Source organism: Corallococcus sp. AB045 (assembly GCF_003668895.1).
In the GTDB taxonomy this organism is placed as follows: Bacteria; Myxococcota; Myxococcia; order Myxococcales; family Myxococcaceae; genus Corallococcus; species Corallococcus coralloides.
The window spans coordinates 1-20,820 of record NZ_RAWN01000169.1 but is presented as its reverse complement, the minus strand read 5'-3'; the positions used below and the strand labels follow the sequence as shown (position 1 = coordinate 20,820).

Sequence of the window (20,820 nt, the reverse complement as noted above, 5' to 3'; positions counted from 1 at the left end):
CCCTTCCCCTCCTCCCGAGCCGCCCTCCGAGGTCGCGCGAACCGTGGCGCTGGAGCCCGCGGATCCGCTCTCCGTGCTCAACCAGGCGTTCCGCGACGCATACGCCGCGCGCCGTGAGGCCGTGCTGTCCCGCATGGGGCCCGTCATCGCGCAGATCGACGACGTGCTCATCCTGCGCATGCGCGGCCAGCGCTTCGAAGCGCCCGCGCGCACGCGCCACTACCACGAGTACAAGGCCGTCACCCACGTGCCGCTCGCGCTCCACGTCCTGCTCGCCAGCAAGGACACGCTCGATGACGAGACCCGCACGCGGCTCACCACCTTGCGCGGCCTCATCACCGCCTCGCGCGGGAGCCTGGATGGCCGGGGCCTTCCGGCCGAAGCCCTGGCGCGGCAGCACCGCCTGCTCGACGCGTCGCTCGCGCTCGTGGACGGCGTGCTGGCGGCGAACCGGGTGACGCAGGCGGAGCTCTCCGCGTTCATCCACGCCCGGGTGCCGGACCTCCTGAAGAACGCCGAGGACGCGGCGAGGGATCAGATCGACACCATGCACGCCTCCGTCGAGGCGTGGAAACGCCAGATGACCGCCGAGGAGCGCGGCCAGCTGCGCGCCGTGGTGGCCGCGTCGCACATGTCGCGGCCCGGCAACGTGGCCGCGCAATACTTCTCCATCACCCTGGGCGACACGTGGGAGGGGCGCTTCCACGAGGAGGATCAACAGCCCGGCAAGCGCGTGCTCTCCTCGGAGGCGACGTTCGACGAGCCCTCGGCGTTCTCGCTGCTGGCCACGCACGTGCTGGACGCGAACACGTCGCGCGGCATCTTCGGCGAGGAGACGCGCATGGCCAGGGATCTGCTCGCGGACGCGGCCGAGCGCATCCTCGCGGGCATGTTCCAGACGTCGCCCCAGCCGCCCGGCACGAGCGCGCCTTAAGCCACTCAGGGGCGCGTGAGCGGCAGCTCCACCATGAACGTCGCGCCCTCGCCCAGACGGCTGTCCAGGGACACGCGCCCGCCCTCGGCCTCCACGATGGTGCGGGTGAGGTAGAGCCCCAGGCCCAGGCCGCCATAGTGGCGCTCGGACACCGCGCGGCCGTAGCGCTCGAAGAGGCGGGGCCGCTGCTCCGGCGAGATGCCAATGCCCCCGTCGTGCACGGTGAGCCGCGCCACGGGCCCGTCCGCCACGAGCCGCACGGACACCGGCGTCCCGGGGCCGTACTTGAGGGCGTTGTCCAGCAGGTGATCCAACACCTGCGCCAGCCGCGTCCGGTCGAAGCAGCCGCGCACCGACTCCGGGGCCTCCACCTGGAACTCGCAGTGCTCCAGGGCGAACCTCGGCGCGAAGCCAGCGGCCACCTCGCGCACCACCTCCGCGACGTCCACCTCCTCGCGCTGCAGGCGGAAGGTGCCGGCGCTGATGCGCGACACGTCCAACAGGTCGTTCATCAGATCCGTGAGCCGGCGGACCTGGCGGTGCCCCGTCTCCACGTGGGCCTCGATGATCGGGGCGAGCGGCGAGTCCGGATGCGACTTCACCGCGCGCGAGAGCGCCTGGAGCTTCAGACTCAGCGGCGTCAGCGGTGTCTTCAGCTCGTGGCTCGCGACGGAGAGGAACTCGTCGCGCAGGCGGATGGCCTCGCGCGCGCCCTGGAGCAGCCGCGCGTTGTCCACCGCGAGCCCGGCCACGTTCGCCAGCTCCTGGGCGAAGCGCAGGTCCTCGTCGCCATACCGGCGGCTGGAGGTGGTGACCAGGAAGGTCAGCGCGCCCAGGATGTGGCCCCGGGCCATGAGCGGCACGGTGAGCAGCGAACGGATGCCCACCCGCCGCATCGTCTCCAGGTGCTCCGCGTCCTGCGCCACGGACTGCATCACCGCGTCCGTGACCTCCGGCACCAGGGTGGACCGGCCGGTCGCCAGCGCCACCGCGGGAGGATAGACGGGCCGCTCCTGGGGCATCGGCGTCAGCCGCTGCACGGTGGCCGCGAGCGGCGCCTGGGCGGGATCCGCCGCCACCACCTGGACGCGCTCGAAGTGGCCGTCCGCAAGCAGCACGTCCACGATGCACCAGTCCGCGAGCGCCGACACCGACAGGTTCGCCAGCGACGCCAGCGTGGCGGAGGCCTCCAGCGACGACGCGAACAGCTCGCTGGCCCGTGCCAGGAACGCGGCGCGCTCCTCGCCCAGGGCCTGCGCCTGGATGTCGATGCAGGTGCCCACCCACTCGCGCACGGAGCCGTCCGGCCCCAGCACGGGCATGCCTCGCGCGAGCATCCACACGTACGAGCCATCCACGCGGCGCAGCCGGTAGCGCGTGGCGAAGAGCTGCGTCCCCGCCTTGGCCCGCTGCCACGCCGCCAGGGCCCCGGCCCGGTCATCCGGGTGCAGGGCGAGGAGCCACCCCTGGTTGCGCAGCTGCTCCGCCGTCTGGCCGGTGAAGGCCGTCCACGACGGAGAGATGGGCGTCAGCGCGTCCCTGGCGGGCTCCGTCGACCAGGTGACCTGCGCCGCGGTCTCCAGCAGCCGGCGGAGCCGCTCGGTCTCCTGGCGCAGTTGGGCCACCTCCTCACGCAGGGCGGCCTCGGAACTGACGGGAGGCGTGGGGAGGCGGCTCGGGTCCAGGAGCGGGGACGTCATCGTGGTGCCTCAGTACACGTTGTATTTGGCCCGAAGCGCTTCGTGCTCCTGCGCGTTGCGCGACGGGTGCAGGACCTTCTGCGCGTCATGCAGGTAGTACCAGTAGTCGCTCTTCACCGGCCGCAGCGCGGCGAGTAGCGAGTCCACCGTGGGCGCGCCAATGGGGCCCGGCGGCAGGCCCGCGCGGGTGCGCGAGTTCCACGGATCCGAGTTGTCCCGCAGCCGCTTGAGGAACGCCTTGCGGTCGTTCCACTCCGCCAGTTCGTAGCGGCTGGTGGCGTCCACGCCCAGCGGGAAGCCCTTGTCCACGCGCTTCCAGAGGATGCCCGCGACGAGCGCGCGCTGGGAGGGCACCGGCTCCTCGCGCTCCAGCATGGAGGCCATCACGACGATGTCGTGCAGCGACCGGCCGCTCTTGGCGATCTCGTCCTTGTGCTCGTCGTAGAAGCGCGCGCGGAAGGTGTCGATCTGCCGCTGGATGAACGCCTCCACCTTGAAGTTGTCCGCGATGATCCCGTACGTCTCCGGGTACAGGTAGCCCTCCAGGCTGCGCACAGGCAGCGGGAACGGCGCGGCGAAGCTGCTCGTGCGGCTGGCCGCGGCGATGTACTCGCCCGGTTTGATCAGCCCCTGGGCGGCGAGCACCTGGTCGGTGTCGCGCAGGCGCCAGCCTTCGATCATCGCGAAGGGCACGTCCTCCGGCAGCGGCTGGCCTTCCAGGGCGTTGGCCAATTCCGCGACGGAGGCGGTGGGGTTGAGCATGAAGCGGCCTGCCTTCACGTTGAGGCTGCCCCGGCGCCACAGGTGGAAGCGCCACACGTTGGGGTCGTCCAGGAAGCCCTGGGACTGGAGCTGCTGGCCCAGCGAGCGCGCGGACGCGCCCTTCTTCACCACGAACTCCTTGGGAGCGGGATCCGCCGCCGTGTGCGGCGCGGTGGTGGCGTTCTGGAAGTGCATGAACACGCCGCCTGCACCCGCGACCGCCAGGACGATGAGCACGAGGAGCGCGACGAGGATCTTCTTCATGGGGCGCCAACCTATCAAAGGCCCTGACGCTTCCAACGAGAACCACCGTGCGCCCGGCCGGGCAGGCGGACGCAAGCGCCCCCTTCTCAACACCCGGCGATGGAGGCGCCCCTCCCCCCGCGCCTCGTCTAGGATGACGGCCTTGTTCGTCGACCCCCGCCGGCTCGAAACCTTCCGCGTCGTCGCCTCGACCGGGCAGATCTCCGCCGCCTCCCGCCTGCTCCACCTGTCACAGCCCGCCGTCACCGCGCAGGTCCGGCAACTGGAGGCGGACTGTGGCCAACCGCTCCTCGTGCGCACGGCACGAGGGGTGCGGCTGAACGCGGCGGGGCGCGTACTCTTCGACTATGCCCAGCGCATCCATGGCCTGCTGGATGAGGCGGCGCTCGCCATCGCGGCCGAGGAGACACTCACCGGAGAGCTGGCGCTGGCGGCGAGCACCACCGTGGCCAATGCCATCGTGCCGGGCCTGCTGGCGTCCTTCCTGCGCACGCACCGTGAGCTCCAGGTCCGTCTGGAAGTGGGCAATACACGCGAGGTGCTGACGTGGCTGTCGGAGGGCCGGGTGCCGCTCGGGCTGGTGGAGGGCCACGCGCGGGCGCCCGGCATCCGGCTGGAGCGCTACCTGGATGACGAGCTGGTGCCGGTGGTCTCGGCACAGGGGCCGGCGGAGTGGTCGCGGATCCGCACCATGGAGGCGCTGCGCGAGGTGCCGCTGCTCTGGCGGGAGCAGGGCTCCGGCACGCGCGCCGTGCTGGACCGGGCCCTGCGCAAGGCGGGCGTGCGCAAGGGGCCCCGACGCGGAGACCTCCAGTTGGGCAGCACCGAGGCGATCAAACGGGCGGTGTCCCTGGGCCTGGGCGTGGCGCTGTTGTCCCGCTGGAGCATCGACGGCGAGCTGTCCCTGGGCCGCTTCCAGGTGTTGCCCGTGCCGGGGCTGCGCATCCCGCGAGCGTTCTCCTGGGCCCTGCCCGTGGATGATCCATCCGGAGCCGCGGGCCGCTTCCTGCGCCATGCCCGCGCCACGCCCCCGGTGCTGCTGCCCTGAGCCCGCGGCTCACGCCGCCCCAGTCGCCGCACCATGACCGCCACGCCTCCGGTGCTGCCCTGAGCCCGCGGCTCATGCCGCCAACCCCAAGAGCAGCGCGCCCAGGCACAGGCCCGCCATGAGCAGCCACAGCGCCACCGCCTGCGCGAGCGGACGGAGGCCCACGGCCCGCAGCGTCTCGCGCGTCAGCCCCGCCCCCAGCAGGAAGAGCGTCACGACGAGCAGTTGCCGGGCGACGGCCGCCACGCCCTGCCCCACCGGTTCGAGCGACGGAAACAGCGTCACGACCGCCGCCGCGCCCAGGAACCCGGCGATGAACCACGGCCGGCGCACCCGGCCCGTCACCGCGTGGCCTTCGCGACGCCGCCATGCGGCCAGGCCCACCGTCAGCGGGAGGATCCACAGGGCCCGCGCCAGCTTCACGGGCGTGGCCACCGCCAGGGCCTCGGGGCCGTAGCGCAGCGCCGCGCCCACCACGGAGCTGGTGTCGTGGATGGCCATCGCGCACCACAGTCCGAACTGGTGCGGCGTCAGGCCCACCGCGTGGCCCACGACGGGGAAGACGAACAGGGCCACCGCGTTGAGCAGGAACACCGTGCCCAGGGCCACGGACGTCTCATGCTCCTGGGGCCGCAGCACCGGCACCACCGCCGCGATGGCGCTCCCGCCGCAGATGGCCGTGCCCACGCTGATCAGCAGCCCCGTCACGCGGGGAACACCGAGCAGCCGGGCGAGCCCCACGCCCAGCGTCAGGCACAGCGCGATGCCCACCACCGTGTAGCCCAGTCCCTCACGCCCCGCCGCGAGCACCGTGCGCAGGTCCATGCCCGCGCCCAGCCCCACCACCGCCAGGGACAACAGCCGGGGCGTCAGGGCCCGCGTCGTCGCGGCGAACGGATTGCCCACGGTCAGGGCCACGCACAGCCCCGCGAGCAGGGCCACGCCGGTGGAGACGGCAGGAAGCAGGCAGAGCGCCGCGCACAGCGGCACCAGGACATGTCCTGCCGTCCATGCCTGGGGACGGACAACGGGAAGCGGCGGAGGCGTTTCCATGCGCCAGGAGATGCGCCCGGCGGCCTCCGGACACCAGATGTCAGATGCGATAAGGCATCAGCTTTCTGGATGGCTCACGGGGATGAGCAGGGACAGCTCGTTGGGCGTGAGGACTTCACAGCCGTCGCGGGTGACGAGCACGGTGTGCTCGAACTGGGCGGACAGGCTGCCGTCCGCGGTCACGACGGTCCACCCGTCCGCCATCATCCGGATGTCCGGCCGCCCCAGGTTGATCATGGGCTCGATGGTGATGACCATCCCCGACTTCAGCGTGATGCCCGTGCCCGCCTTGGCCACGTGAGGCACGTGCGGCTCCCCGTGCATCTGCCTGCCGATGCCGTGGCCCCCGAACTCCTCCACCACGCTGCACCCCTCCGCCTTCGCCAGCGCCATCACCGCCGCGCCAATGTCCCCCAGCCGCGCGCCGTGCCGCACCACGGACACGCCCACGTCCCGGCAGCGCCGCGCCACGTCCACGACGTGCTTCGCGTCCGCGGAGACCTCGCCAATCATGAACGTGGCGGACGTGTCGCCGTGGAAGCCGTCCAGGTGCGTCGTCACGTCCACGTTGACGATGTCGCCGGGCTTCAGCACTTCATCCGTGCGCGGGATGCCATGGCACACCACGTGGTTGCGGCTGGTGCACACCGTGGCCGGGAAGCCCTTGTAGCCCAGCTGGCTGGGCGTCCCACCCCGCCGCGCCGTGTCCTCGCGAACCCACGCGTCGATGTCCGCCGTCGTCACGCCCGGCTGGAGCCGGGACCCCACGTGCGCCAACGTGCCCGCCGCCGCGCGGCCCGCGAGCCGCAGCCGTTCCACTTCACTGCCCTTGAAGAGGGGAATTCCCATGCCGGGCAAGGTGGCACCCGCCCGTCCGGAGCGTCCAATGCTGTTCTGGCATGACGCGGCCTGCGTGCACGGCGCGCACGACTCACGCTAACCTCCCGCGCGTGAGCATCACGCACCTCCAGTCCTTCGTCGCGGTGGCGGAAGAGGGCCACGTGGGCCGGGCCGCGCTCCGGCTGCACATCACCCAGCCGCCGCTCAGCCGTCACATCCTCGCCCTGGAGGATGAGCTGGGCACGCCCCTCTTCGAGCGCGTCCCCCGGGGTATGCGCCTCCTGCCCACCGGCGAGGCCCTGCTCCACCACGCGCGCCGCATCCTCGCGGAGGTGGAGACCGCCGCTCGCACCGTGCGCGAGGCGGCCGGGAGCACGAAGCCGCCCCCGGCCTGACCGCGACTACGACCAGGCGGCCATGCCGCCAATCCGGCGCAGCATCAGGATGGGGCCGTCGTCCATGCGCCGGCCACGCAGGTCAATTTCACAGTCGATGACCCAGTCCCCATGGCCCTCCGGGTCCATGATGCGCTGCTGGGCCTCCCACTGGCGCGTGCCTGCCTCCTTGAGCTGCGTGTTCGCCGGCTTGCGCGCCTGGGGCGTGAGCACCACCAGCTTGTGCTCCTCGAAGTACGGCGCCATGGCCTGCTCCAGCTTCGGCGCGGTCCACTCGCCCAGCGCGTTGTCCAGCATGCCCAGCGCGTCCAGGTAGCGGCGCTGGCCCAGCGCGCGCAGCAGCCGGTGCAGCTCCTCGCGCACGCGCGCGGCGAAGGCCTTGGGGTCCTCCGTGAGCTCCTTGGGCTTGAGGTCCACCACCGGCTTCACTTCGACGGGGGCCTCCGGATTGCGCATCCGCTCCCACTCGTCCAGGAGGCTGGAGTCCACCTGACGCAGCGTCGCGCGAAGGTGGTCGAGGATGTCGTCCAGGTCCTCGTTGCGGAACTTCTCCGGCACCGTCTGCACCAGCGACTTGTAGACGTCACCCACGTAGCGCAGCAGCACGCCCTCGCTGCGCTGCAGGCCGTACTCGCGCACGTAGTCGTGGAAGGACATGAAGCGCTCGAACATGTCCCGGACAATGGACTTGGGCCGGATGTTCTCCTCGCCCACCCACGGGTGCTTCTTCGCGAAGGCGTTGAAGGTGCCGTAGACGAACTCACGGTTCGGCTTGGGCCACTCCAGCTTCTCCAGCTCCTCCATGCGGTCGTCGTACTCCACGCCCCGCGCCTTCATCTCCTGGATCTTCTCCCCCTTCAGCTGGTGCAGCTGCGCGTACAGCACCACGTCCGGGTTCTCCAGGATGGACTCCACCAGCGTGACGACGTCCAGCGCGTACGTGTCCAGCGTGGGGTCCAACAGCTCCAGCGTCTCATGCAGGTACAGGGACAGCGTGTGGTTGAGGCTGAAGTCGCGCTGAAGGTCCTCCGACACCTCCACCGTCGCCGAGTGCTTCTCCCACTGCACCACCTTCACGATGCCCGCGTCGCGCAGCGTGCGGAAGTACATCGCCGCGTCCTTCAGCAGCTTCTTCTTCGTGTAGTCGGAGCTGTGCGAGCGCATCACCAACTGCACCAGCCGCTTGTAGCCGCCACTGCCCTCCGTCTTGTCGCTCTGGAGCAGGTTGAGCAACAGGCCGTGGCTCACGTCGAAGCGCGACTCCAGCGGCTCCGGCATTCCGTTCTGGAGCCGCTCGAAGGTGCTCTTGTCGTACTGCACGAAGCCCTTCTGCGGCGGCTTCGCCTTGGGCGACTTCTTCTTGCCCGCGGCCTCCTTCGCCGCCTGGCGGATGTTTTCAATCATGTACTCCGGGGCCTGCGCCACCACGCTGCCCTCGGTGTCGAAGCCCTTGCGGCCCGCGCGGCCGGAGATCTGCTTGAAGTCGCGCACGCTCAACGTCGTCAGCTTCTCGCCGTTGAACTTGAACAACTGCGTGAAGAGCACCGTGCGGATGGGGATGTTCACGCCCACGCCCAGCGTGTCCGTGCCGCTGATGACCTTGAGCAGGCCCTGCTGCGCCAGCTTCTCCACCAGCAGGCGGTACTTGGGCAGCAGGCCCGCGTGGTGCATGCCGATGCCGTGGCGCAGGAAGCGCTGGAAGTCCTTGCCGTAGGGCGTGTCGAAGGGGGCGTCCAGCAGCGCCTGGCGGATCTCCTCCTTCTCCTCCTTCGTGTTGAAGTCCACGGACATCAAATTCTGCGCCTGCTCGGCCGCGGCCCGCTGCGTGAAGTTCACCAGGTACACGGGGTACTTCCCGCGCGCGATGAGGTCCTGGATGGTCTCGTGCAGCGGCACCTCGCGGAAGTCGAAGTCCAGCGGCACGGGGCGCTCGGAGCTGCGCACCGTGGCCACCTCGCGGCCGGTGAGCTTCTCCAGGCTCTGCTCGATGACGTGCGTGTCGCCCAGCGTGGCGGACATCAGCAGGAACTGCGTCTTGGGCAGCGCCAGCAGCGGAATCTGCCAGGCCACCCCGCGCTCCTTGTCGGAGTAGTAGTGGAACTCGTCCATCACCACCGCGTCCACGCGCGCGGAGGCGTCACGCAGCGCGAGGTTCGAAAGAATCTCCGCCGTGCAGCAGAGGATGGGCGCCTCGCGGTTGATGGACGCGTCGCCCGTCAGCATGCCCACGTTCTCCGGGCCGAAGGCCTTGGAGAGCGCGAAGAACTTCTCGTTCACCAGCGCCTTGATGGGGCACGTGTAGAACGACACCTTGCCCTCGGCCATGGCCTTGAAGTGGAGCGCCATGGCCACCAGCGACTTGCCGGAGCCCGTGGGCGTCTTGAGGAACAGGTGCTTGTCGCTCAAGAGCTCCAGGATGGCCTCCTCCTGGGCGGAGTACAGGCTCAGGCCGTTCGTGGCCACGTAGCCCACGAAGCGGTTGAGGATCTCGTCGGCATCGAGAGGGGGCTCGCCGGGCTTCGGCAGCAGGGCGGCGAGCGGGGCGCGGGTGTCGGCGGAGGCACTCATCGGCCCTGACTCTAGGGGTTGGCGCTGGGGCCACCGTGAAAAATCGCGCGGCTCAGCGGGAAACGTACAGTCCCACCGCGATGTGACCCTCCGTCAGGGGTCCGCCGGCCGCAGGGCGCTGCCAGCACACCCGCCCCGCCTGCTCCTGCGACAGGCAGGGCACGTCCGTCACCTCCAGCGAGGCTCCGGCCAGGCGGGCCTTGCGCACGGCGGCGCTCCGCGTCAGGCCCAGCAGCTCCGGCGCGGGGGGCGGTGTCACCTCGGGGCCCTGCTGGACGAAGAGGGCCCGCACCTCGCCGGGGCCTCCAGGGGTGAAGTGCATTCCCGTCCCGTCCGCGGTGACCCCGCCGTGCAGCTCCAGCTCCACCGGCCCGAGCACGATGGGGCCGGCGCCGAGCCGCGCCTGGACCCGCGCGAGCGACTCACGCAGGTCCACCAGCAGGGCCTCCAGGTCGATGGCGTCGCTCATCGCGCCAGGGGCCTCCACCGTGGCGTGGCCCCCCGGCTCACTTCAGCGTCCCGGGCGTCGTGGACTCCAGGACGGGCGAGCGGGTGGGCGTGCTGGTGGGGGGGAGCTTCCCGCCCCCGGTGGCTTGCACGGTGAGCACCAGCTCGGTGCCGCGCGGCAGCAGCGTCCCCGGCTCGGCCGAAGCCGCGGTGACCAAGGCTGCGTCCTTCGCGCCGTCAGGGAACCGGTGGGGCACGCCGATGGCGGACAGCAGCAGCCGCGCGTCGGCCACCGTCTTGCCCACCACCGCTGGCACCACCACCAGCGCCTCCGCCTGGGGCGAAGGCGGCACCGGCACCACCCGGAACTTCAGCCGCGACTGCGCCGTCAGGTTGTAGGCGAAGCGGTTGGTGTAGCTGGCGTCCATGGGCGCGCCGTACATCTTCAGCCGCGTCCGTCCATCCGTCCGCTCCTCCGCGGTGATGGACAGCGCCACGGCGATCTCCGCCTCGGCCTCGGGGATGTGGTACCAGGTCGGCCGGTAGCCGATGCGCTGCAGCTCCACCGCCAGGTCCTCGTCCGAGGCGTAGAGCTCGCGGATCCGTTCGATGGTCGCCGCGTCCAGCTCCCGCTGCGCCTCCGCCACGCCGCGGCCCACCGACGAGATCAACGCGCCCAGCGGCGCGCTCAGCGCCTCCAGTTGGGGGACGTCATTCGAATCCGCCATGGTTCAGCCCTCCATCGCCTGGCCAATGATCAACTGCACGGGGCCCGAAGCGAGCGGCTTGCCGGGCTCCGGAATCTGCCGCAGCACGCGCCCCCACTGCCCGGGCTCCTTGACGAAGAGCGGCATCAGGTCCACCCGCAGCCCCGCCTCCGCCGCGCGCCGCCGGGCCGCCGAGGCCGTCAGCCCCAGGAAGCCTGGCACCTCGCGGGCGGGCGCGTCGCCCGGCTCGGGCGCGGCGGGAGACTGCTCCACGAACTGGGCCTCCGCCTCCGTCACGCCCTCGGGCGTCGTCTCCGTCCACCGCACGCGCACGGTGCTCAACCGCACCGTCGTCAGAGACGCGCGCACCGCTTCAATCTGCTGGCCCGCCGACTTCAACTTGTCGGACAGCACCAGGGACGTGGCCTGTTCCTGAGCGGGCTCCTTGGTGGGCTCCACCGCCGCGGAGGACACGGCGCGGATGCCCTCCCTCGCGGGCTCCAGGACCACCATCGTCCCGTAGTCGATGAGGGTGCTGCTCATCTTCACCGGGAAGGTGGCCACCCCGGCGGAGTCCAGCCGGAGGTGGGAGCCGAAGGTGGCGCTGGTGACCTCCATCTCCAGCACGCCCTCCTGGTTCGTCACCCCGGTGTCGCGCAGCTCGAAGGTGCCCGCCTTCGCGGGGACCCACCACGCCACCTTCATTCCCGCCACGGGGACTCCCGTGGCCTTGTGGAACACGGCCCGGACCTTCATCGAGGCACCTCGCAGGACAGCGCCAGCGTCCGCGACGCGGCATCCACCGTGAGCGCCAGGATGCGGGCCTGCTCGCCGGCCGCCACGCGCAGCGTCGTCCGCGCCTCCCCGGCCGCGTCCGTCCTCACCACCGCGAGCACCACGTCCGTGCCCGCCAGCGGCGCCACGCCGGACAGCGACTGCGTCGTCCGCCGGTCCAGGTTGAACTCCACCTCCACGCCCGGCAGGGCCTCGCCCGCCGCGTTGCGCACGCGCACCACCACGCCCGGCACGCCCCCGTCGCCGATGACGCACCGGGCGTCCAGCACCACGGGAGGCAGGCCCTCGTTGGCCGGCACCGCGACGAAGCTGCCGCGGATCACGCTGACGATCTCCGTCTTCGTCTGCGAAGAGGCCACGTCCGCCAGCCGCACGGGCCGCATCTTCAGGATCTTCCCGGTGGCCACCGGTCCGGTGGTGGTGGTGGACGTCTCCACGCGCAGGTCCATCCGCAGCTCGAACTCCAGCTTCGGCACGTAGTAGGTGAACTGGCGGCCGGGGGCGCCGGCCGCGGAGATGCCCCCCAGCTCCTGCTGGGCCTTCGCCAAGCCGTCGGCCAGCTCGAGCAGGTACTCGTCCAGCGTGCCGAACAACTCCTGCGCCTGCTGTGTCGTGTCACTCATCCCGCGCTCCCTGGCGCCCGCGTTCCCGCCGCGCGTCACGTGCCGTGTCGCGTGCGTCCATGTCGTCCATGCCCATGCCGGCGCGCTCCATCTCCATGTCCATCCGCTGCTCCATGGACTCCATGTCCATGCCGGCCATCGCCAGTCCGCGCATCATCAGGGCCTCGGTGTCCATCGAGCGGGGATCCATCCCCCGAAGCTCGCGCGCCACCGCCACCCCCTTCTCCACCTTCCCTACCGTGAGCCCGCCGCGCCCCACCAGGGCCCGGCCCACCTGCCCGAGCGAGGGCAGCGCCTGGCCCTTCTCCAGCGCGAGGGGCTTGCGCGCCGCCGAACGCGCCTCCTCCGCCGCGTCCGACAGCCGCCGGGTCGCGGACCCCAGCTCGCCCAGGGTCATGCGCCCCCGGCCCGGAGACTCCAGGACGCGCTGCGCCAGCCGCGTCGCCAGCTTCGCGCGCTCACGCGCCTTGCGCGCCCACTGCTGGCGCAGCGTCTGCTGCTTCTGCGCCTGACGCCGGGCCGCCTTCCCCGTCTCCAGGCGCTCGCGGCGCAGTGCCTCCACCCGCTCGGCCTCCTCCGCCTCCGTCCGGCGCCGGGCGTACAGCTTCTGCTCCAGCAGCCGCCGCGCGGTGTCCCGCTCGTGCTGCTTGCGCTCCGCGATGCGCGACTCCGGCGTGTGCTGGACGACGGGGAACTGCTTCGCCAGCCGCTCGTCCACGGGCGCTTCCTGCACGCCGCTCAGCGCCTTCATCGTGTCTTCGAGCTGCCGGCGCTCCTTCAGCAGCGCCGCCAGCTCCGGGTCGCTGGCGGCCACCTGATCCAGCGAGGGCACGGGCGCCGCCGCGGACGTGTCCGCTCCCGGAACAGGAGCGGACGCACCAGCGTCGTCGGGGGCCCCGGCGGCGTCCTCCTCGAGCAGGTCTTCCCAACGGACGTGTGACATGCGCGGCGCCCCTCCTTCGTCAGGTGACGTTGCCCACGGCGGTGTCGATCTTCCCGCTGACGGCCTCGCCCTCCGCGGTGCCCTTGAGGCTCTTGGCGATCTCCGCGCAGATCTGCTGGAGCGCCGCGGGCGGGGGGATGGGCACCAGCTTGGTGCGGATGAGGCTCGAGCCCTCGGCGGAATAGCTGTACTTCTGCGAGTGCTTGGCCGTGACGGTGGTGACGTGGCTCTTGTGGCCCTTCACCAGCGTGGTGAGGATGCCCTTGTCGCGGTCCACCTTGCGGTCGCGCGTCTGGGTCGAGTCGTCCGTGGACTCGTGCATGGAGATCTCCATCTTCACTTCGATGATGGTCTCCACGAACTGGTAGAACGTGGGCGTGAAGCCGAGCAGGAGCAGCGGGTACTCGGTGGTCCCCAGCTTCACGAAGCCGGCCCCGTCCCGCACGGCGTTGCCGCTGTCGTCGATGCGGTAGCCCGCCATGAGCTGGGCGATCTTCAGCGATGAGCTGTCCAGCGCGTACTGGGCATCCGCGATGGCGTTGCCCAGGTTGCGGACCATCTCCCCGAAGGGGACGTTGAGCAGATCCTGACCAATGGAGTTGGTGGGCATGGTGCGCGCGCTCCCGGGCTACTTCGTGGTGGGCGTGGTGCCGGCCCTGGACGCGATGAGCGCGCGAACCCGCTCCTCGAAGAGGGCCGGCGGAGGCACCGGCACCAGCTTGGTGCGCAGCAGGCTGGAGCCCTCCACGCTGTAGTCGTACTTGCGCGTGTAGCTGGCATCCACGGTCGTCACCACGGCCTGGGGCGCGCCGCCGCGCTTGAAGAGGCGCAGCCCGCCGGCCGTCCGCGTGGTGGACTGCATCGCCACCTTGCTCTCCGTGCTCTCCGTCATCTTGATGGCGATCTTCACCTCGATGATGGTGTCCACGAACTGGTAGAAGTTGGGCGCGAAGCCCAGCTCCATCATGGACGAGGGCGTGCCCGCGAAGGACACCTTGGTGTCCACCCGGATGGGCTTGCCGGAGCCGTCCAGTTGGATGTTCCCGTCGGCGTCCCGCAGCAGCGCCTCGCCGCTCATCATCTCCGCGACGAGCATCCCGCTCTTGTCCAGCTCGAGCTGCGCCTCGGCGATGGCGGTCGCCATCTCACGAATCATGTCCCCCATGGGGACGTTCAGCAGTTCCTGACCGACGTTGGGCATGGTGTCTGGGTCCTTGCGCGCTTCAGGCGGGAGTGTTGGTGGAGGCCGCGGGGACGGGCGGCTGGGCGGCGATCTCGTTGAGCAGCTGGTGCAGGCGCGCGGGCGGGGGCAGCGACACCAGCCGCGCGGCGATGGAGCTGGCGCCCTGCACCTCGAAGCCATACTTGCGGCTGTACTCGGCGTTGACCGTCACGGAGAAGACGCCGGCCATGCCGCCCGTCACGCCGCCGCCCACGGAGAACTCCGTGGACTCGCGGATGGTGAAGGTGAGCTTCGCCTCGAGCGTGGCCTCGGCAAAGGCGTAGAACGTGGGCGTGAAGCCGAGCGCGAGCAGGCTCCACAGCTGCCCGTCGCCCAGGTCCACGGTGCGCTCGGACATGCGCTTCGCGATGTCCAGCGAGTTGACGTCCAGCGCGTGCTGCGCGTCCGCCACCGCGCGCCCGAGCCGCTCGATGAGCTCCGGCAGCGGCGCGTCCAGCACCGTCATCATCGCGCGCTGGCCCTGCGTGGTGTTGTTTCCTGGCATGGGGCCTCCTTACGGGTACCAGCGCTGGAGGTAGTCGCCGATGGCCTGGAGGAACTGGGGCGGCGCGGGCACCGCCACCAGGCGGGCCTTGATGGTCGAGCTGCCGGACACGCTCAGCTCGTACTTCACGGCCAGGTGCGCATCCACGTTGAGGGCGCGCAGCTCGCGCTCGGAGCTCTCCTCGCGGTCCGCGGACGGCTTGCCGGCGATGCGGTTGGCCGACAGCAGGAAGGCGGCGGGGTTGCTGGTGCCCAGCATGGTGCCGGAGGGGCCGGAGACGGTGACGATGTTGCCCGCGGACTGGGCCTGGAGGCCCGCGGCCAGCAGGCCGGAGCTGGAGCCCGCCGTGATGGCGGCGGCCAGGTTGCGCGCCGTGTCCGCGGCCGTCACCCCCAGCGTGAACTGCCCGGGCTGCGGGGCGACGCCGGTCTCCACGGCCACCAGCTGCACGTTGTCGATGACGACGGTGTCGCGCGGCTGGGGCGAGGCCGGCGGGCGGCCGTCGCCGAAGCGGCGGGCCACGCGGATGGAGCCCGCGGCGGACAGGACCGGCGCGGTGGGCGTGCGCGCGAACAGGGTGAACAGGGCGTGGTCACCGGTGCCGTACAGGTAGACGCGGTCCCCGCGCGCGAAGGCGCCGAAGGCGGTGTTGGCGTTGGCGTCGCGGATGGCGCGGGCCAGGTTGGCGGCGGTGGACTCGGCGGTGGCGCCCACCGCGAAGGTGGTGCCCTGGGTGAAGTCCGTGCCGCGGAAGGTGACGACGGCCGTGGTGGGCGCGTTCGCCGCGGCGCGCGTGCGCGGCACGATGCGGGCCTCCCGGTCCGCGCCCGTGGGGTCGAAGGCGGCCGTGGCCGCGACGGTGCGGGCCACCAGCGCCGCAGGCACGCCGGCGAACTTGAAGACGACGCGCCGGTTGGCCGCCAGGTCGGAGCCGCTGAAGTCGACCGTCGCGCCCATGCCCCGGGCCGTGAGCCTGCTGGCCGCCACGCCCCGCGACGTCAGCGCCCGCAGGACGTAGTCCGCGCGCTTCTGCGACAGGCGCTGGTTGTAGCCAGGGGCCGGCGGGGTGCGCAGGTCCGCCCAGCCCTCCAGCACCAGCGAGGCGGACGGATTCTCCGCCAGCAGCGCCGCCACCGCGTCGAGCACGGCGGAGGGCTCGCGGTCCGTGCCGTAGGTGGTGGTGGGCACGTCGTGGATGTCGGTGTCGAAGTAGAGGGCCCGGTTGCAGTCAGCGCCGGAGACGACGACGAAGGCCGCCGGGTCCACCTGCTGGCCAATGTCCGCCAGCGCCGCGCCCACCGTCGCCGCGGTGCTGGTGTAGCGCGTGCCGTTGGTGGCCGGCAGCAGCAGCGCGGGCGCGGGCGTCACGCTGCCCAGCCGCGCGATGACCAGGTTGTCGCCGGGCGCCGCCTGCGGCGAGGTGCGCACGGTGATGACCGAGCGGTTGATGGCGTAGAGGTCCGGGCGGGTGGTGCTGGCGGTGACGCCCGACTGCATCTCCCAGTCCATGAAGACGCCGCCCAGGTCTCCCGCGGCCTGGTTGGTCCAGGAGGAGTTGTTGCGCAGGGCCACGAGCAGCTCCTGCGCCGTCTCCCACAGCGTGTCCTGGCGGGCGACGGGCAGGCCGGTGCTGTTGGGCCCCACGCCGCCGTCCAGCGCGTAGCTGGTGGTGCCCACCGTGAGGTGGCCCGGCGCGTTGGCCACCAACGCCAGACACGCGTACGGGGGAATGCCCTCGCCGTCCTGCACGGTGAGGGTGGCGCTGCCGCTGGCGGAGGACGTCTCGAGGCTGTACTCGCTCGACTCGTTCTCCCGGTCGTAGTTGAAGTTGACGTCCACGTCGACGGTGGTCGAGTAGTAGACGTTGAGGTTCACCTCCAGGTCGGCGTACTGGAAGTGGTAGAAGGCCGGCCGCAGCCCCAGCGACAGCAGGTTCTGCGTCATGCCCGGCAGGACGGTCTGCCCCATGCGCAGCGTCTGATCCACGCTGTTGGTGTCCAGCTTGGTCTGGGCCTCGGCGATGGCGAGCCCCATGTCCCGGATGAAATCGGAGATGTTGAGATCCGCGAGGATCTTCCCTGCTTTCGGCATGGTCTACCCCAGGGGTGAAGCAACGGGAGGAAGTGAGACGGCGACTTCGGGACGAACGGTGTCCGGACGGACGACCCAGTAGGCGTGACGGTCCTGCTCCAGCGTGATGCGGCGCGCGTCCACGTGCAGCCCGGACCGCGCCCAGCCCAGCACCCGCTCCGACAGCGGGAGCCGCCCGGCGCCGGCCAGCGCCACCGCGGACTCCAGCCGGGTGCGCGCCTCCGCCAGCCGGCCCAGCTTCGCCAGCGCCAGGCCGTGCCGCTCGTGGTGCGCGGCCAGGTCCAGGAGGGCCAGGTCGCTCGTGGGAGGCTGCTGCTGGTAGTGGGCCTCCACGCGCTGGCAGAAGGAGATGACGGCCTCGTGGGCCCCCGAGCGCTCCAGCGACTCGAGCACGCACCACGCATAGTGACGCTGGCAGACGTCGGAGCCGCCCTGGAGCGCGGCCAGCCGCAGCGCTTCCCGGTAGTGGCGCAGCGCCTCGTCATGCCGGCTGGCCAGCGCGAACACCTTGCCCTGCTCCGCCACGCGGAAGTGGAGCGCGAGGGAGCTCACTGGGCCACCAGGGAGGCCCGCGTGCCCCGCGCTTTCAGCTCCGCGACGAGCCAGCGTGCGCGCGTGTCCCCCACCGCGGGCTGGAAGGTATGCGGCAGCCGGGAGAGCGCGGTGCGCGCCTCGTTGGCGGGCAGCCCCAGCACCGGGGCCAGCAGCTCCGCGGCCCCGGCGGGGTCCTTCGAGTCCTCCACCGTCAGGCGGAAGCTGCGGAAGTTGAGGAGCTGCACGGCCAGCTTCGCGCCTGCGGCCTCCAGGGGAGCGGTGCGCGCCACCACGTCCGCGCGCGACAGTCCCGTGTGCAGCACCACCGGCAGCCGCTTGAGCACCTTCGGCACCAGCGCCGGGGGCATGCCGGTCTCACGCACCAGCAGCTCCGGGAAGCCGGCGTCGGAGGGGGCCTCCAGGAGGCTGACGTCGAAGCGCTGGAAGGCGTGGTCCAACAACCGCACCCCACCCCGCGCTCCCAGCTCCCGCCACACGCGCTCCGCCTGCTCATGCGAGAGGTCCCGGGCCACCAGCGGAGGCTCACCCGGAGTCACGCCCTGCGCCTCCAGCGCCGAGCGGACCACCGCGAGGCTGACCGCTTCCGTGGCGAAGACGTCATAGCGGGCCGTGGGCGGATGGCTGGCGTCCACCTCCGCGCCCAGCGGGGCGAAGCGCTCCCGGAGCGCGTCCACCGTGGCCTGGGAGACGGAGCCGAGCACCGTGGGAGGCGTGGCGCAGAGCGCCGCGGCGGCGTCCGCCAGGGGACAGCCCAGGACGGCCGCCAGCTCCGTGGAAACCTCACGGAAGCGCCCGCCGTCACGCAGGTACAGGGCCACGTCGTAGGTCTGCCCGGCGGGGGGAGGAAGGGGCGCGTCATCCGGCTCCACGACCACGCGCAGGCCGGCGTTGCCCAGCACCTCCGACAGACTCCTGGCGAGCTCCTCGGGCAGCCCTCCCGCCAGCACCGCGGGGGCGCGGAACAGCCGCGCGGCGAGCTCCGCCGGGGGCAGATCGAAGTGGGGCACCAGGGCGCGGACGATGCTCGCGGAGCCTCGGTGAAAGGAGAGAACAGTGACGCGCCGTGAACCGTTCATCTGGAAACACGAGACACCATCCGGTGTTTTACTGTCAACGATTCGCGAGGTGTGAGGCGTTTACCAATGTCTGAGAAATGCCCGCTCGCTCCTCGGGATCCAACCTCCTCCGTCATGACGCGGGCTGATACACGCCCGTGAAACATCCGGGTGGGCCTGGGCCGGCGGGACGCGCCTGACGCCCTGCCTGCCGGGTCTGTGCTCACAGGCACACTGGCAACGGCTGAAGCGCGCATGGCCATGGACGGAGGGCCTCCCCATCCTGCCCCCGCGACATTCATGGGGGTTGGACATGCGGACAGCGAAATTCTGGATGGGGACACTGCTGGCGGGCGCGCTGGCGCTGGGTTACGGGTGCGGAAGCGAGGCGAAGGATCCGACGCCGCAGGACGTGCCACAGCAGCAGGTCCCGGACGCGGGCACCGACGCGGGCGTGCTGCTGACGCTCACCGACGCGCAGATCGCCCGCGTCCTGCAGGTGGCCAACGAGGGCGAGGTGATGCTGGGCCAGTACGCCGCGCCGCTCGCCACCACGCAGGCCGTGATCGACTTCAACAACCAGATGGTGACGGAGCACACCGCCGTGAAACAACGGCTGGACGCGGTGCTCGCGGACCAGGGCATCACGCCCGAGGACTCCGCCCTGAGCCTCCAATTGCAGACGGAGGTCCAGGAGTTGATGCAGGTCCTCGCCGGTCCGAACGCACCGGCCGCGGGCACCGCGCTCGACCTGGCGCTGATCAGCGCGCAGCTCGACGCGCACACCCAAGTCGCCTTCCTCTCCGACAGCCTGCTGACGACGCAGATCACCAACACGGCCCTCGCGCAGGAGGCGCTCACCGAGCGGCAGGCCGTGCAGCAGCACATCGACGCCGCGGGGGACATCCAGTCGAACCTGGTACTCCCACCCGCCACGCCGTAGCCGGAGCGCTTTCCGTCTCTGGATAAAAATACAGCTCGGGCTCTCAGAACCTGAGAGCCCGAGCCTGTGCATACGACCCGTGGGGGAGGATTCGACCCAGGTGCTTTCCAATCGTGTCGGACCGGTTTAGTAGGAATTTGGACCGCCGATGCAAAAGCCAACCGAACCGACCTCCGCGCAGAGCGAGCCGCTGACGACGGGCCGGGTCCTGCGCTCCACGTATGAGATTGGCACCGTGCTGGGCAAGGGCGGCATGGGCGCGGTGTTCCTCGCGCGCCACCTGCGCCTGCCGGGCAAGCAGGTCGCCATCAAGGTGCTGCACGGCGCGGAGGAGCTGTCGGAAGAAGTGGCGGTGCGCTTCCGGCGCGAGGCGGAGATCGCCTCCCGGCTGGGGCACCCGAACATCGTGGAGGTGCTGGACTTCGATACCCTGGAGGACGGCACGCCCTTCATGGTGATGGAGTACCTGCGCGGTGAGGGCCTGTCGCGCCGGCTGCGCAAGCAGAAGCAGCTGCCGCTGGAGGAGGTCTTCTCCATCTCGCGGCAGATGGGCGCGGCGCTCCAGGTGGCGCACCGTGCGGGCGTGGTGCACCGCGACCTGAAGCCGGGCAACGTGTTCCTCGTGCCCACGGAAGCGGGCGGCGTCGTGGGCGAGCGCGTGAAGCTGCTCGACTTCGGCATCTCCAAGCTCGTGGACTCGAGCACGGTGCAGACGCTGGACTCCGTGCTGATGGGGACGCCGCAGTACATGGCCCCTGAGCAGGCCATGGGCCACAACAGCAACGTGGACGCGCGCACGGACCTCTTCGCGTTCGGCTGCATCGTCTACGAGATGCTCGCGGGCCGGCCGCCCTACTCCGGCGACAACGTCGCGGAGCTCATCTACCAGATCGTCCACCTGGAGCCCCCGCCGCTCCTGACGCTGGCGCCCCAGACGCCGCCGCACGTGGTGACGGCCATCTCCCGCGCGATGGCGAAGAAGCCGGATGACCGCTACCCGGACGTGGGCTCGTTCATCCTGGAGCTGACGGGCAGCCCGCTCCAGTCGCTCTCGGAGGTGAAGCCAGAGCAGCGCGCTCGCCCCGCCAATCCCACGGCCCCGCCGTCGGTGCCGCGTCCGCCGGACCGCGAGGAGCACATCCCCACGGTGGGCATGCGTCCCCACGCCGGCCGAGATACGTCCCCCCCTCCTTCCGGACCGGAGACGGCGTCCCTGGCCGCGCAGCCGCTGGCCCCCGCCCGCCCGAAGTGGCCGGTGGCCGTGGCCGTGGGGATGGCGGTCATCATCGCGTTCGCGGTCGCCTTCTTCTGGAAGCGCCCGGGCGTGACGCCGCCCGCCGTCGTCGTGGTGAATCCCCCGGCCCAGCCCC

The 20,820-nt window shown here is 71.2% G+C and carries 21 protein-coding genes; 5 read left to right on the top strand and 16 right to left on the bottom strand.

Annotated features, from left to right (window positions below):
- Positions 1-934, top strand: a 934-nt coding sequence (locus tag D7Y21_RS31055; RefSeq protein ID WP_304988577.1) for a hypothetical protein, incomplete at its 5' end; no start/stop codon positions are given.
- Positions 935-939: 5 nt separating this feature from the next.
- On the opposite strand, the gene D7Y21_RS31050 is transcribed toward D7Y21_RS31055, so the two are convergent.
- Positions 940-2,634: an ATP-binding protein gene (locus D7Y21_RS31050; RefSeq protein WP_121717441.1), complete on the bottom strand. Its 1,695-nt coding sequence runs from the start codon at positions 2,632-2,634 to the stop codon at positions 940-942.
- A 9-nt stretch (positions 2,635-2,643) separates the two neighbouring features.
- Complete coding sequence (gene mltG / locus D7Y21_RS31045; RefSeq protein WP_121717439.1) at positions 2,644-3,660, bottom strand: endolytic transglycosylase MltG; 1,017 nt, start codon at positions 3,658-3,660, stop codon at positions 2,644-2,646.
- A gap of 133 nt (positions 3,661-3,793) precedes the next feature.
- Here mltG and D7Y21_RS31040 point away from each other — a divergent pair, with 133 nt between their 5' ends.
- Positions 3,794-4,708: a LysR family transcriptional regulator gene (locus D7Y21_RS31040; protein WP_120565517.1), complete on the top strand. Its 915-nt coding sequence runs from the start codon at positions 3,794-3,796 to the stop codon at positions 4,706-4,708.
- 72 nt (positions 4,709-4,780) lie between these two features.
- On the opposite strand, the gene D7Y21_RS31035 is transcribed toward D7Y21_RS31040, so the two are convergent.
- Both D7Y21_RS31035 and map read right to left on the bottom strand, forming a co-directional pair.
- A complete protein-coding gene (locus D7Y21_RS31035; protein ID WP_121717437.1) occupies positions 4,781-5,698 on the bottom strand; it encodes a YeiH family protein in 918 nt (305 codons plus the stop codon).
- Positions 5,699-5,818: 120 nt separating this feature from the next.
- Positions 5,819-6,610, bottom strand: a complete 792-nt coding sequence (map, locus tag D7Y21_RS31030; protein WP_121717435.1) for a type I methionyl aminopeptidase — start codon at positions 6,608-6,610, stop codon at positions 5,819-5,821.
- A 101-nt stretch (positions 6,611-6,711) separates the two neighbouring features.
- Here map and D7Y21_RS31025 point away from each other — a divergent pair, with 101 nt between their 5' ends.
- Entirely contained in the window at positions 6,712-6,996 is a 285-nt protein-coding gene (locus D7Y21_RS31025) for a LysR family transcriptional regulator (protein WP_120565520.1), read from the top strand.
- A 6-nt stretch (positions 6,997-7,002) separates the two neighbouring features.
- Here the strand turns inward: D7Y21_RS31025 and D7Y21_RS31020 are convergent, their stop codons facing one another.
- Genes D7Y21_RS31020 through D7Y21_RS30965 form a run of 12 tightly spaced genes read right to left on the bottom strand, consistent with a single transcriptional unit; the run spans position 7,003 to position 18,528 of the window.
- A complete protein-coding gene (locus tag D7Y21_RS31020; RefSeq protein WP_121717433.1) occupies positions 7,003-9,564 on the bottom strand; it encodes an RNA helicase in 2,562 nt (853 codons plus the stop codon).
- A gap of 52 nt (positions 9,565-9,616) precedes the next feature.
- Positions 9,617-10,033, bottom strand: a complete 417-nt coding sequence (locus tag D7Y21_RS31015) for a PASTA domain-containing protein (protein WP_121717431.1) — start codon at positions 10,031-10,033, stop codon at positions 9,617-9,619.
- A 37-nt stretch (positions 10,034-10,070) separates the two neighbouring features.
- Positions 10,071-10,739, bottom strand: a complete 669-nt coding sequence (locus D7Y21_RS31010; protein ID WP_120619957.1) for a PASTA domain-containing protein — start codon at positions 10,737-10,739, stop codon at positions 10,071-10,073.
- 3 nt (positions 10,740-10,742) lie between these two features.
- The gene (locus D7Y21_RS31005) at positions 10,743-11,474 is read right to left on the bottom strand and encodes a PASTA domain-containing protein (RefSeq protein WP_120565524.1); all 732 of its coding nucleotides are present in this window, start codon (positions 11,472-11,474) and stop codon (positions 10,743-10,745) included.
- A complete protein-coding gene (locus D7Y21_RS31000; RefSeq protein ID WP_147443294.1) occupies positions 11,471-12,136 on the bottom strand; it encodes a hypothetical protein in 666 nt (221 codons plus the stop codon). Before D7Y21_RS31000 ends, D7Y21_RS31005 begins: the two co-directional genes overlap by 4 nt.
- Positions 12,129-13,079: a hypothetical protein gene (locus D7Y21_RS30995; RefSeq protein WP_121717429.1), complete on the bottom strand. Its 951-nt coding sequence runs from the start codon at positions 13,077-13,079 to the stop codon at positions 12,129-12,131. Before D7Y21_RS30995 ends, D7Y21_RS31000 begins: the two co-directional genes overlap by 8 nt.
- Positions 13,080-13,098: 19 nt before the next feature.
- Positions 13,099-13,689: a hypothetical protein gene (locus tag D7Y21_RS30990; RefSeq protein ID WP_199724546.1), complete on the bottom strand. Its 591-nt coding sequence runs from the start codon at positions 13,687-13,689 to the stop codon at positions 13,099-13,101.
- An 18-nt stretch (positions 13,690-13,707) separates the two neighbouring features.
- Positions 13,708-14,280, bottom strand: coding sequence for a hypothetical protein (locus D7Y21_RS30985; RefSeq protein WP_120565527.1), 573 nt, complete (start codon positions 14,278-14,280; stop codon positions 13,708-13,710).
- A gap of 22 nt (positions 14,281-14,302) precedes the next feature.
- The gene (locus D7Y21_RS30980; protein WP_199724547.1) at positions 14,303-14,806 is read right to left on the bottom strand and encodes a hypothetical protein; all 504 of its coding nucleotides are present in this window, start codon (positions 14,804-14,806) and stop codon (positions 14,303-14,305) included.
- Between the two features lie 9 nt (positions 14,807-14,815).
- The gene (locus tag D7Y21_RS30975; protein WP_121717427.1) at positions 14,816-16,897 is read right to left on the bottom strand and encodes an OmpA family protein; all 2,082 of its coding nucleotides are present in this window, start codon (positions 16,895-16,897) and stop codon (positions 14,816-14,818) included.
- A gap of 3 nt (positions 16,898-16,900) precedes the next feature.
- Positions 16,901-17,449: a peptidylprolyl isomerase gene (locus tag D7Y21_RS30970; protein ID WP_120565529.1), complete on the bottom strand. Its 549-nt coding sequence runs from the start codon at positions 17,447-17,449 to the stop codon at positions 16,901-16,903.
- Positions 17,446-18,528: a hypothetical protein gene (locus tag D7Y21_RS30965; protein WP_120565530.1), complete on the bottom strand. Its 1,083-nt coding sequence runs from the start codon at positions 18,526-18,528 to the stop codon at positions 17,446-17,448. Before D7Y21_RS30965 ends, D7Y21_RS30970 begins: the two co-directional genes overlap by 4 nt.
- Positions 18,529-18,820: 292 nt before the next feature.
- On the opposite strand from D7Y21_RS30965, the gene D7Y21_RS30960 reads away from it, so the two are divergent.
- Entirely contained in the window at positions 18,821-19,450 is a 630-nt protein-coding gene (locus D7Y21_RS30960) for a DUF4142 domain-containing protein (protein WP_121717425.1), read from the top strand.
- 148 nt (positions 19,451-19,598) lie between these two features.
- Positions 19,599-20,820, top strand: a 1,222-nt coding sequence (locus D7Y21_RS30955) for a serine/threonine-protein kinase (protein ID WP_147469423.1), incomplete at its 3' end; no start/stop codon positions are given.

Bases quoted from the DNA above. Each gene is read 5' to 3' on its own strand.
- D7Y21_RS31010 (WP_120619957.1), bottom strand. From the start codon at position 10,739: ATGGCGGATTCGAATGACGTCCCCCAACTGGAGGCGCTGAGCGCGCCG.
- mltG (WP_121717439.1), bottom strand. From the start codon at position 3,660: ATGAAGAAGATCCTCGTCGCGCTCCTCGTGCTCATCGTCCTGGCGGTC.
- D7Y21_RS30990 (WP_199724546.1), bottom strand. From the start codon at position 13,689: ATGCCCACCAACTCCATTGGTCAGGATCTGCTCAACGTCCCCTTCGGG.
- D7Y21_RS30975 (WP_121717427.1), bottom strand. From the start codon at position 16,897: ATGCCGAAAGCAGGGAAGATCCTCGCGGATCTCAACATCTCCGATTTC.
- D7Y21_RS31020 (WP_121717433.1), bottom strand. From the start codon at position 9,564: ATGAGTGCCTCCGCCGACACCCGCGCCCCGCTCGCCGCCCTGCTGCCG.
- D7Y21_RS30965 (WP_120565530.1), bottom strand. From the start codon at position 18,528: ATGAACGGTTCACGGCGCGTCACTGTTCTCTCCTTTCACCGAGGCTCC.
- D7Y21_RS30960 (WP_121717425.1), top strand. From the start codon at position 18,821: ATGCGGACAGCGAAATTCTGGATGGGGACACTGCTGGCGGGCGCGCTG.
- D7Y21_RS30995 (WP_121717429.1), bottom strand. From the start codon at position 13,079: ATGTCACACGTCCGTTGGGAAGACCTGCTCGAGGAGGACGCCGCCGGG.
- D7Y21_RS31015 (WP_121717431.1), bottom strand. From the start codon at position 10,033: ATGAGCGACGCCATCGACCTGGAGGCCCTGCTGGTGGACCTGCGTGAG.
- D7Y21_RS30985 (WP_120565527.1), bottom strand. From the start codon at position 14,280: ATGCCCAACGTCGGTCAGGAACTGCTGAACGTCCCCATGGGGGACATG.
- D7Y21_RS31000 (WP_147443294.1), bottom strand. From the start codon at position 12,136: ATGAGTGACACGACACAGCAGGCGCAGGAGTTGTTCGGCACGCTGGAC.
- D7Y21_RS31005 (WP_120565524.1), bottom strand. From the start codon at position 11,474: ATGAAGGTCCGGGCCGTGTTCCACAAGGCCACGGGAGTCCCCGTGGCG.
- D7Y21_RS31040 (WP_120565517.1), top strand. From the start codon at position 3,794: ATGACGGCCTTGTTCGTCGACCCCCGCCGGCTCGAAACCTTCCGCGTC.
- D7Y21_RS31050 (WP_121717441.1), bottom strand. From the start codon at position 2,634: ATGACGTCCCCGCTCCTGGACCCGAGCCGCCTCCCCACGCCTCCCGTC.
- map (WP_121717435.1), bottom strand. From the start codon at position 6,610: ATGGGAATTCCCCTCTTCAAGGGCAGTGAAGTGGAACGGCTGCGGCTC.
- D7Y21_RS30980 (WP_199724547.1), bottom strand. From the start codon at position 14,806: ATGCCAGGAAACAACACCACGCAGGGCCAGCGCGCGATGATGACGGTG.